This is a genomic window from Actinomadura geliboluensis (assembly GCF_005889745.1).
In the GTDB taxonomy this organism is placed as follows: Bacteria; Actinomycetota; Actinomycetes; order Streptosporangiales; family Streptosporangiaceae; genus Spirillospora; species Spirillospora geliboluensis.
The window spans coordinates 1-8,172 of record NZ_VCKZ01000394.1 but is presented as its reverse complement, the minus strand read 5'-3'; the positions used below and the strand labels follow the sequence as shown (position 1 = coordinate 8,172).

Here is an 8,172-nt window from a genome sequence, read left to right as displayed (position 1 = left end):
GGATCCCTCCGGCACCGCCCAGCCCTCCGGCGCCGCCCAGCCCTCCACCGCAGAGACCGCCGCGCGGGCGTGGCGGAACCTCGGCGTCCTGCTGCACGAGCGGGGCGACCGGCGCCGCGAGGTCACCGAGGCGCTCGGCATGAGCTTCTTCCGGGTGAAGGCGCTGCGCCGCATCGCCGCCGCGCCCGCCCCGCTGCCGCTGCGCGACCTCGCCGAGCTGCTGCTCACCGACCGCCCCTACGTCACGCTGGTGGTGGACGACCTGGTCGGCCGCGGCCTGGTGGAGCGCAGCGCCAACCCCGCCGACCGCCGCTCCAAGCTCGTCACCGCGACGGAGGCCGGGCGCGCCGCGGCGGCGGAGGCCGAGCGGATCCTCAGCACCCCGCCGCCCGAGCTGCGCGCCCTCCCGGCCGAGGACCTCGCCGCCCTCGACCGGATCGCGGCCCGCCTGGTCGCCGAGGACTGAGCCCCGGCGACCGGCGGTCTAGGCGCCGGACGGGACCTTGTAGGTCTCGGCGGCCTCCGACTCCGTCGCCTCCCGCTCGACGACCATGCCGCCGAGCGCCTTGGCGTCCGTCCGCAGGATGTAGGTCTTGCGGGTGCCGGGCTCGTCCACCTTCGAGAAGTCCATCGGGGTGCCGTAGCCGCCGTCGTGCGCGGTCGTCGACCGGTGCGCCGCGATCACGCCCTCCCGGGTGAGGTCCTTGGACTGGCACGCCTTCTTGAGCGCGTCCCCGAAGATCACGGCGCCGGTGTAGCCGTTGACCACCGCGCTGTCGCGCGGCTGCCCCGGGTACTTCTTGCCGTAGTCGTCCGCCAGCTGCTTGATCAGGGGCAGGTCGGAGGAGATCGGCGCGCCCGCGCTGGCGAGGTAGAAGCCCTTCAGCAGGGCGGGCGCGGCCGGGGTCTGCAGCAGCTGCGGGGAGAACCCGGAGTTGCTCGCCACGATCGGCGCCATGATGCCCTTGGCCCGCGCGACGCCCGCGAGCGACGCGGACTGCTTCGGCCCGGCGCTCATCAGGATCGCCGCGACGCCGGCCTCCTTCAGCGCGGAGACCTGCGCGGTCATGTCGTTGTCGGTCGCCTTGATCTTCTGCTCGACGATGGTGAGGCCGAGCTTGCCCGCCGCGTACTTGGACCCGGCGAGCGCGCTCTCGCCGTAGTCGCCCTCGAAGTACACGTGCCCGATCTTGTCGCCCTTCTTGATCCCCTTCTCCTTGGTGAGGAAGTCCAGGGCGTTGATCATGTCGACGTCGTAGGTGGTGCCGGTGACCTGGATGTACTTGTTGCCGAGCAGCGTCGTCGACCACGCGTTCGGGATCACGAACATCTTGTCGGAGGTGATCCGCTGGTTCAGCGCCGTCACCATCGGCGACCCGACGAACTGCGCGAGGCCGATGACGCTCGACTGCATCTCGCTGTACCCCGCGACGGCCTTCTGCACGTCGTAGCCGTGGTCGCGGACGACCAGCTCGACCTTGCGGCCGCAGATCCCGCCTTGGGCGTTGACCTGCTCGAAGTACAGCTGCTGCGCCTGGGTGAGGCTCTTGCCGAGCGGCGCGTACACGCCGGTCAGGTCGGTCGCCGCGCCGACGCGGATCGTGTCGTCGGTGACGCCGGGGCCGGTCTTGACGCCGTCCGCGCCGGTGCCGCCGGAGCCGCCGGTGGCCTTGCCGCTGCAGCCGGACGCCAGGCCCAGCGGCAGCGCGACCGCCAGCGCGGCGACCGCCGTGAGACGTGCCGTTCGGTTCATGTGAGTTGCTCCTCTTGGTCGAGTCGGGTGAGGGGACGGGCGGCCCGGCGCCGGGACGCGGCGGTGCGCAGCCGCGACCACGTCCCGGCCAGGCCGCCGGGCAGGAACAGCACGACGGCGACGACGGCGGCGCCGTACAGGATCCGGGCGGCCTCGGCGGGGGAGACCCCGGCGGAGCCCGGCGCGGCGACGAGCGGCAGGTCGTCGCCGAAGCGGGTGAGGAGCTGCGGCAGGACGGACACGAACACCGCCCCGGCGACGGCCCCGGCGGCGGTGCCGAGCCCGCCGATGACGATCATGGCGAGGTAGTCCAGCGACAGGAACATGCCGAAGTAGTCCGGGACGGTCCGCCGGAACGCCAGCGCGAGCAGCGCCCCGGCCGCCCCCGCGTACATCGACGACAGCACGAACACCCCGGCCCGGTAGCGCGCCACCGGCACGCCCATCACCGCCGCCGCCGTCTCGTGGTCGCGGATGGTGTTCATCGCCCGCCCCGGCCGGCCGCGCAGGATGCCGCGCGCGATCCACGCCGCAGGGACCAGCAGCAGGACGGCGAGGAACCACAGCCGCTCCAGCGCGCCCAGCGGCACGTTGAACAGCACCAGTTCCGGGGAGTCGTTGAAGCGGAACCCGGCGATCTCCAGCGGCGGGACGTCCCGGCCGTTGAACCCGCCGGTGACGGTCTCGGCGTTGAACAGCACGTGCTGCCCGATGAAGATCAGCGCCAGCGACGCGATGCCGAGGTAGACGCCGCGCAGCCGGCCGGCGATCGGGCTGAACAGCCCGCCCGCGACCCCGGCGAGGACGATCGCGCCGACGAACGCCAGCGGCGTCGGCAGGCCGAGGCCCGCCCCGTGCGGCCCCGAGTCGGACGCGAGGTACACGTACCCGTAGGCGCCGACCGCGAGGAAGAACGCGTGCCCCATCGACAGCTGCCCGGTCGCGCCGGTCAGCAGGTTCAGGCCGATGGCGCCGATCGCCGCCGACATCGCGAACAGGCCCGTCTGCAGCCAGAACGCGTCGAGGTAGAAGGGCAGGGCGAGCAGCACGAGGAGGCCCCCGGCCGCCGCCGCCAGGCGCAGCGGACGCTCAGACACGCGACAGCTCCCTCGTCCCGAACAGGCCCGCCGGCCGGATCAGCAGCACGGCGAGCATCACCAGGAACGGCGCCACCTCGCCGATGCCGCGGCCCATGAACGCGAGGTCGCCCTGGTAGCCGGTCGCCAGGGACTCGGTCAGCCCGACGATGAGGCCGCCGGCGAGCGCGCCCGTCGTCGAGTCGAGCCCGCCGAGGATCGCGGCCGGGAACGCCTTCATCGCCGCGAACGAGGTGCCGCGGTCCAGCCCCGGCGTGGGGAACACGGTGAGGAACAGCGCCGCGACCGCCGCGAGCGCGCCCGCGATCGCCCACGCGGCCAGCGAGACCCGCGACAGCCGGACGCCCATCAGCGCCGCCGTCTCCCCGTCCTCGGCCGCCGCCCGCATCGCCACGCCCCACGAGGTGTAGCGGAACGCCAGCAGGAACGCCGCGATCAGCACGGACGCGACGGCGAACGCGGCGATGCGGGTCTGCGCGATGCCGACGCCCGCCACGTCCACGATCTTGTTCTGCCAGGGGTCGCCCATCGACAGGACCTGCGTGCCGATCTCCCGCGTCAGCGCCGTCGTCAGCACGATGTCGACGCCGATCGTGACGATCGCGAGCACCGCGTGGTCCTCCACCCGGGCCCGGCGCAGCACCACCAGCTCCACCAGCACGCCCGCCACCGCCGCCCCGGCGATGCCCGCGCCGAGCGCCGGCAGGAAGCCGATGTCGTCGTGCAGGACCGCCGTGACATAGCCGCCCACGAGCAGCAGCGACGCGTGCGCGAAGTTGACCACCTCGGTGGCCTTGAAGATGATCACGAAGCCGAGGGCGATCAGCGCGTACACCGACCCCGCCGAGACCCCGTTGACCACCAGCTCGATGAACGTGCTCAAGGGTTTCCCTCCGAATCCGCGGGGACGTGCGCAGCGCCGAGGTAGGCGCGGACCACGGCCGGGTCCCGCTGCACCGCCTCGGGCGCGCCGCCCGCGATGCGCTTGCCGAAGTCCAGGACGGTGACCTCGTCGGCCAGCCGCATGACCATCCCCATGTCGTGCTCGACCAGCAGGACGGAGACGCCGAGGTCGGCGCGGACCCGGGCGATGACGCCGGCCATCCGCCGCCGCTCGGCGCCGTTCATCCCGGCGACGGGCTCGTCCAGGAGCAGCAGCCGGGGCTCCATCGCCAGCGCGCGCGCCAGCTCGACCCGCTTCTGGACGCCGTAGGACAGCAGCCCCACCGGCGCCGCCAGATGCTCGGCGACCCCGACGAACCGGGCGATGTCGCGGACCCGTGCCCGGTGCCGGGCGTCCTCGCGGCGCGCCCGCGGCAGCCGCAGCCCCGCCGACACGAACCCGGCCCGGGTGAGCCGGTGCCGCCCGAGCATCAGGTTGTCCTCGACGGTCAGGTGCCGCGACAGCGCGATGTTCTGGAACGTCCGGGCCACGCCGAGCGCCGCGATCCGGTGCGGCGGCAGCGCGGTCAGCTCCGCGCCGCCGAACCGGACGCTGCCCCCGCTCGCCCGGTACACCCCGGACAGCACGTTGAAGCACGTCGACTTGCCCGCGCCGTTCGGCCCGATGACCGCGTGCACGCTCCCGGCCGCGACGGTGAACCCGACCCCGTCCAGCGCGGTCAGCCCGGCGAACCGCACGGTGAGCCCCTCCACCACCAGGTCGCTCATCCGACCCACCGCTCCAGCGACGGCGGCGGCACGGACTCGTCCCCGCCCTCGTCGCCGTCGTCCTCGCCGCCGACGCCGAGGTAGCGCCGCCGGACCTCGTCGCTCGCGGCGAGTTCCGCCGACGGCCCGTGCAGCGCGACCGCGCCGACCTCCAGCACGTGCGCGGACGACGACAGCTCCAGCGCCAGCGCCGCGTTCTGCTCGATCAGCAGGATCGCCGTGCCCTGGAGGTTGATCTCCCGGACGGTCTCGGCGATCCGCTCGGCCATCAGCGGCGCGAGGCCGAGCGTGGGCTCGTCCAGCAGCAGCACCGACGGGCACGCCATCAGCGCCCGCCCGATCGCGAGCATCTGCTGCTCGCCGCCGGACAGCAGCCCGGCCCGCTGCCGGGCCCGCTCGGCGAGCACCGGGAACAGCTCCAGCACCCGCCCGTGCGCCTTGGCCGCGGCGGCGCGGCCGGGCGCCCCGAGCGCGCCCGCCCGCAGGTTGTCCTCCACGCTGAGCCGGCCGAACACCCGCCGCCCCTCCGGGACCTGCACCACCCCGGCCGCCACGACGGTGGCCGGGTGCAGCCCGATGAGGGACCGGTCGCCGAGCCGGACCGTGCCGGTGTCCACCGCCCCCCGGTGGAACGGGAGCGTGCCGGAGATGGCCCGCAGCAGCGTGGTCTTGCCGGCCCCGTTCGCGCCGAGCACGGCCGTGACCGCGCCCGCCGGGACGTCCAGCGACACGCCGCGCAGGGCCCGGACGGCCCGCCCGTAGCTCACCGACAGATCGCGGACCACGAGGGTCCCGTTCGCCATTCGCCCCTCCCGAAGTTTCGTGTGGCGGGCAGCCCAGCACGGGCCGCCGACCTGCGTCTACGGGCCCGGGGCAAGACGTGGCGGGAGTCCAACCGAAGGTCGTTCGGGTTGTGCGGCGAGCACAGTTCGACCCTCCGCGCCCGCCTATGCGTATGTCCCGGTATGAGGGAGTCGAGGCGCGCGGGAGCGGCGGCCGCGGCGGTGCTCGCGCTGACGGCGGCGTGCCAGTTCCAGGTCCGCCCGCCCGGCCCGGCCGCCGTGGCACCCGCCCAATCGCGGCCCGTGCCGAGGGCGTTCGACGAGGCGGGTTTCCAGGAGGACCTGCGCACCGCCGAGCAGACGACCGACGACTACTGGCGCCGCCACTGGGACGAGCTGTTCACCGGCTCGTACGGCTCACCGCGCGTGGTCGGCCTCTACGACGGCCGCGACCAGGGCTCCGCCCCGCTCTGCGGCGACGAACGCCTGACGAGCGACAACGCCGCCTACTGCCCGGACGGCGACTACGTGGCGTGGGACGCGCACCTCATGCGCTCGGGCTACGCGCGCGGCGACGCGTGGGTGTACCTGGTGATCGCGCACGAGTGGGGCCACGCGATCCAGGCGCGGCTCCGCCGCGGCCTGGTGTCGCCCGCCGCGGAACTCCAGGCCGACTGCCTGGCCGGCGCGGTCCTGTACGGCTCGTCCGACGACGGGACGCTGCGGTTCGAGGACGGCGACGAGCAGGAGCTCGTGGACGCGTTCCAGGTCATCGGCGACGGGGCGCCGTGGACGAAGCCGGGCGACCACGGCACGGCCGTGCAGCGGCTGCGCAGCTTCTCCCGCGGCGGCGAGAACGGCGTAAGCGCCTGCTTCACCTGACGGGAGACCGCGGCGCGCACCATCATGGCGTCATGAGCGTCGCCGATCTGGTCGTCATCGAGGGCGACCGCCACACCACGGCCCTCCTGTCCGGAGAGCTGGATCGGGCATCGTGCTCCGACGTCCGGCCGCGGCTGCGGGCACTGGCCCACCGCCCGCTCGTCCTCGACCTGTCCGGGCTCACCTTCATCGACGTGGACGGGTTGCGCATGGTCCACCAGTGCGCCCGCGTCTGCGAGGCGGAGGGGGCGGCCCTGGCCCTGGTGGGCGCGAACCCGTTCACGGCCAAGCTGTTCCGCCTCTTCGGCCTGGGCGTCCCCCTGTGCGCCTCGGAGGAGGAGGCGCTGTGGTGCCTGCTGCCGCCGACCGACGACGACATCCAGGACTGGCTCAGCGGCTGAGGTGGCGCTCCACCGACGCGACCTTGGCGTCGAGGGCCCCCGTGACCCCCGGCCGGATGTCGGCCTTGACCACGAGCCCGACCCTCGGCGCACGCGCCGCCACGGCGTCCGTCGCGCGCTTCACGACGTCCATGACCTCGTCCCATTCGCCTTCGATCGTGGTGAACATGGCGTCGGTCCGGTTCGGGAGGCCGCTCTCCCGCACGACCCGGACCGCTTCGGCGACGAGTTCGCCGACCTCCTCACCCGCACCGAGCGGCGTCACCGAGAACGCGACGAGCATCGTGCACCTCCGTCAAGGCTGGACGACCTGCCTCACCACGATCTCATCCAGCCGCCGCTCGACGATCACCCCCACCGGCCAGTCGCGCACGAGGCACCGCAGCAGCGCGGCCTCGTGCTCGGCGAACGAGGGGTCGCAGCCCTGCTGCTCAAGGCTGGACCGGATGGCCATGACGTAGTCGTCCTCGGTGAACCCGGGGACGTCCCGGACCATGGCGGTCGTGGTGGCCCGGTGCGAGTTGAGCCCGGCGAACGAGCGGCCGCAGCCGCAGCCGCCGTCGGGGTCGCCCCGGTCGCGGGCGCACACGAGCCCGATGTGCACCAGTTCCCCTTCGACGCACCAGTCGAAGTCGTTGTCGCGCAATCCCTGGCCGGCGTTGGTGGCGGTGAGCAGCTTCAAGGCCATACCCCCTCGGTCCTCGGACCCGCCCACCGTACGACGCGGGTCTGACATAACGTCGATGTCATGAGCGATGACAAAGACGTCCTGGTTCAGCGCGAAGGCCCGTTCACCACGATCACGATGAACCGCCCCCGCCGCCGCAACGCCCTCTCGAAGGCGTTCCTCAAGGACCTGACCGACGCGTTCCACCACGTCGGCGCTACGGACGCCCGCGGGGTGATCCTGGCCGCGAACGGCCCGGTCTTCTCCGCGGGCCACGACTTCGCCGACATGGCCGGCGCGTCCCACGCCGACGTCCGCGACCTGCTCCAGGTCTGCACGGATCTGATGCGGACGATCCAGTCCGTCCCGCAGGTGGTCGTGGCGCGCGTGCACGGCCTGGCGACCGCCGCCGGCTGCCAGCTGGTCGCGAGCTGCGACCTGGCCGTGGCCGCGGAGAGCGCCGGCTTCGCGGCCCCCGGCGGCAAGGGCGGCTGGTTCTGCCACACGCCCCTGGTGGCGATCTCGCACAACATAGGCCGCAAGAGGGCCGCCGAAATGGCCCTCACCGGCGAGATCGTCGACGCCGCCACAGCGGCCGACTGGGGCCTGATCAACTACGCCGTCCCCGACGAGGATCTGGAGAAGGAGACCCGGGAGCTCCTCACCCGAGCAACCCAGGGCAGCCCCCGAAGCAAGGCCCTCGGCAAACAGGCCATGTACGCCCAACTGGACCGCCCAGAACAAGACGCCTACGCCTACGCAATCGAGGTAATGGCCGCCTCCAGCCAAACCCCGGAGGCCCAAGAGGGCATGACGGCCTTCCTGGAGAAACGCCACCCCACCTGGCCCGCCTAACCAGAACCCCCAAACCCACACACGGACCCAAGCCACAAGGGGCCAAGAGCCGAAGCCCCAAAAC

At 73.2% G+C, this 8,172-nt stretch carries 11 protein-coding genes; 4 read left to right on the top strand and 7 right to left on the bottom strand.

From position 1 onward, the window contains the following. Positions 1–466, top strand: a 466-nt coding sequence (locus ETD96_RS36140; protein WP_240808483.1) for a MarR family winged helix-turn-helix transcriptional regulator, incomplete at its 5' end; no start/stop codon positions are given. An 18-nt stretch (positions 467–484) separates the two neighbouring features. Here the strand turns inward: ETD96_RS36140 and ETD96_RS36135 are convergent. Genes ETD96_RS36135 through ETD96_RS36115 form a run of 5 tightly spaced genes read right to left on the bottom strand, consistent with a single transcriptional unit; the run spans position 485 to position 5,324 of the window. Then, positions 485–1,753, bottom strand: coding sequence for an ABC transporter substrate-binding protein (locus ETD96_RS36135; RefSeq protein ID WP_138640968.1), 1,269 nt, complete (start codon positions 1,751–1,753; stop codon positions 485–487). Next, positions 1,750–2,850, bottom strand: a complete 1,101-nt coding sequence (locus tag ETD96_RS36130) for a branched-chain amino acid ABC transporter permease (protein ID WP_138640967.1) — start codon at positions 2,848–2,850, stop codon at positions 1,750–1,752. Before ETD96_RS36130 ends, ETD96_RS36135 begins: the two co-directional genes overlap by 4 nt. Continuing rightward, on the bottom strand, positions 2,843–3,733 hold the full coding sequence (locus tag ETD96_RS36125; protein ID WP_138640966.1) for a branched-chain amino acid ABC transporter permease: 891 nt from the start codon (positions 3,731–3,733) through the stop codon (positions 2,843–2,845). Before ETD96_RS36125 ends, ETD96_RS36130 begins: the two co-directional genes overlap by 8 nt. After that, entirely contained in the window at positions 3,730–4,521 is a 792-nt protein-coding gene (locus tag ETD96_RS36120) for an ABC transporter ATP-binding protein (protein ID WP_138640965.1), read from the bottom strand. Before ETD96_RS36120 ends, ETD96_RS36125 begins: the two co-directional genes overlap by 4 nt. Further along, positions 4,518–5,324, bottom strand: coding sequence for an ABC transporter ATP-binding protein (locus ETD96_RS36115; RefSeq protein WP_138640964.1), 807 nt, complete (start codon positions 5,322–5,324; stop codon positions 4,518–4,520). The genes ETD96_RS36120 and ETD96_RS36115 overlap by 4 nt, the downstream gene beginning before the upstream one ends. Positions 5,325–5,486: 162 nt before the next feature. Between ETD96_RS36115 and ETD96_RS36110 the strand changes: the two genes are divergently transcribed. Both ETD96_RS36110 and ETD96_RS36105 read left to right on the top strand, forming a co-directional pair. Continuing rightward, positions 5,487–6,185, top strand: a complete 699-nt coding sequence (locus tag ETD96_RS36110) for a neutral zinc metallopeptidase (RefSeq protein WP_138640963.1) — start codon at positions 5,487–5,489, stop codon at positions 6,183–6,185. 32 nt (positions 6,186–6,217) lie between these two features. After that, the gene (locus ETD96_RS36105; RefSeq protein WP_138640962.1) at positions 6,218–6,586 is read left to right on the top strand and encodes an STAS domain-containing protein; all 369 of its coding nucleotides are present in this window, start codon (positions 6,218–6,220) and stop codon (positions 6,584–6,586) included. Here ETD96_RS36105 and ETD96_RS36100 read toward each other — a convergent pair. Both ETD96_RS36100 and ETD96_RS36095 read right to left on the bottom strand, forming a co-directional pair. Then, positions 6,576–6,869, bottom strand: coding sequence for an MTH1187 family thiamine-binding protein (locus ETD96_RS36100; RefSeq protein WP_138640961.1), 294 nt, complete (start codon positions 6,867–6,869; stop codon positions 6,576–6,578). The two genes, ETD96_RS36105 and ETD96_RS36100, sit on opposite strands and share 11 nt — an antisense overlap. A 12-nt stretch (positions 6,870–6,881) precedes the next feature. Next, complete coding sequence (locus ETD96_RS36095; protein WP_138640960.1) at positions 6,882–7,274, bottom strand: DUF7715 family protein; 393 nt, start codon at positions 7,272–7,274, stop codon at positions 6,882–6,884. A gap of 60 nt (positions 7,275–7,334) precedes the next feature. Here ETD96_RS36095 and ETD96_RS36090 point away from each other — a divergent pair, with 60 nt between their 5' ends. Continuing rightward, positions 7,335–8,108 carry an enoyl-CoA hydratase-related protein gene (locus ETD96_RS36090; protein WP_138640959.1) on the top strand — a complete coding sequence of 258 codons (774 nt, stop codon included), beginning with the start codon at positions 7,335–7,337 and terminating at the stop codon, positions 8,106–8,108. The last annotated feature ends 64 nt before the right edge of the window (positions 8,109–8,172 follow it).

Excerpts from the sequence above, each read along its gene's own strand:
- ETD96_RS36135 (WP_138640968.1), bottom strand. The coding sequence starts at position 1,753 with ATGAACCGAACGGCACGTCTCACGGCGGTCGCCGCGCTGGCGGTCGCG.
- ETD96_RS36120 (WP_138640965.1), bottom strand. The coding sequence starts at position 4,521 with ATGAGCGACCTGGTGGTGGAGGGGCTCACCGTGCGGTTCGCCGGGCTG.
- ETD96_RS36115 (WP_138640964.1), bottom strand. The coding sequence starts at position 5,324 with ATGGCGAACGGGACCCTCGTGGTCCGCGATCTGTCGGTGAGCTACGGG.
- ETD96_RS36110 (WP_138640963.1), top strand. The coding sequence starts at position 5,487 with ATGAGGGAGTCGAGGCGCGCGGGAGCGGCGGCCGCGGCGGTGCTCGCG.
- ETD96_RS36105 (WP_138640962.1), top strand. The coding sequence starts at position 6,218 with ATGAGCGTCGCCGATCTGGTCGTCATCGAGGGCGACCGCCACACCACG.
- ETD96_RS36100 (WP_138640961.1), bottom strand. The coding sequence starts at position 6,869 with ATGCTCGTCGCGTTCTCGGTGACGCCGCTCGGTGCGGGTGAGGAGGTC.
- ETD96_RS36095 (WP_138640960.1), bottom strand. The coding sequence starts at position 7,274 with ATGGCCTTGAAGCTGCTCACCGCCACCAACGCCGGCCAGGGATTGCGC.
- ETD96_RS36090 (WP_138640959.1), top strand. The coding sequence starts at position 7,335 with ATGAGCGATGACAAAGACGTCCTGGTTCAGCGCGAAGGCCCGTTCACC.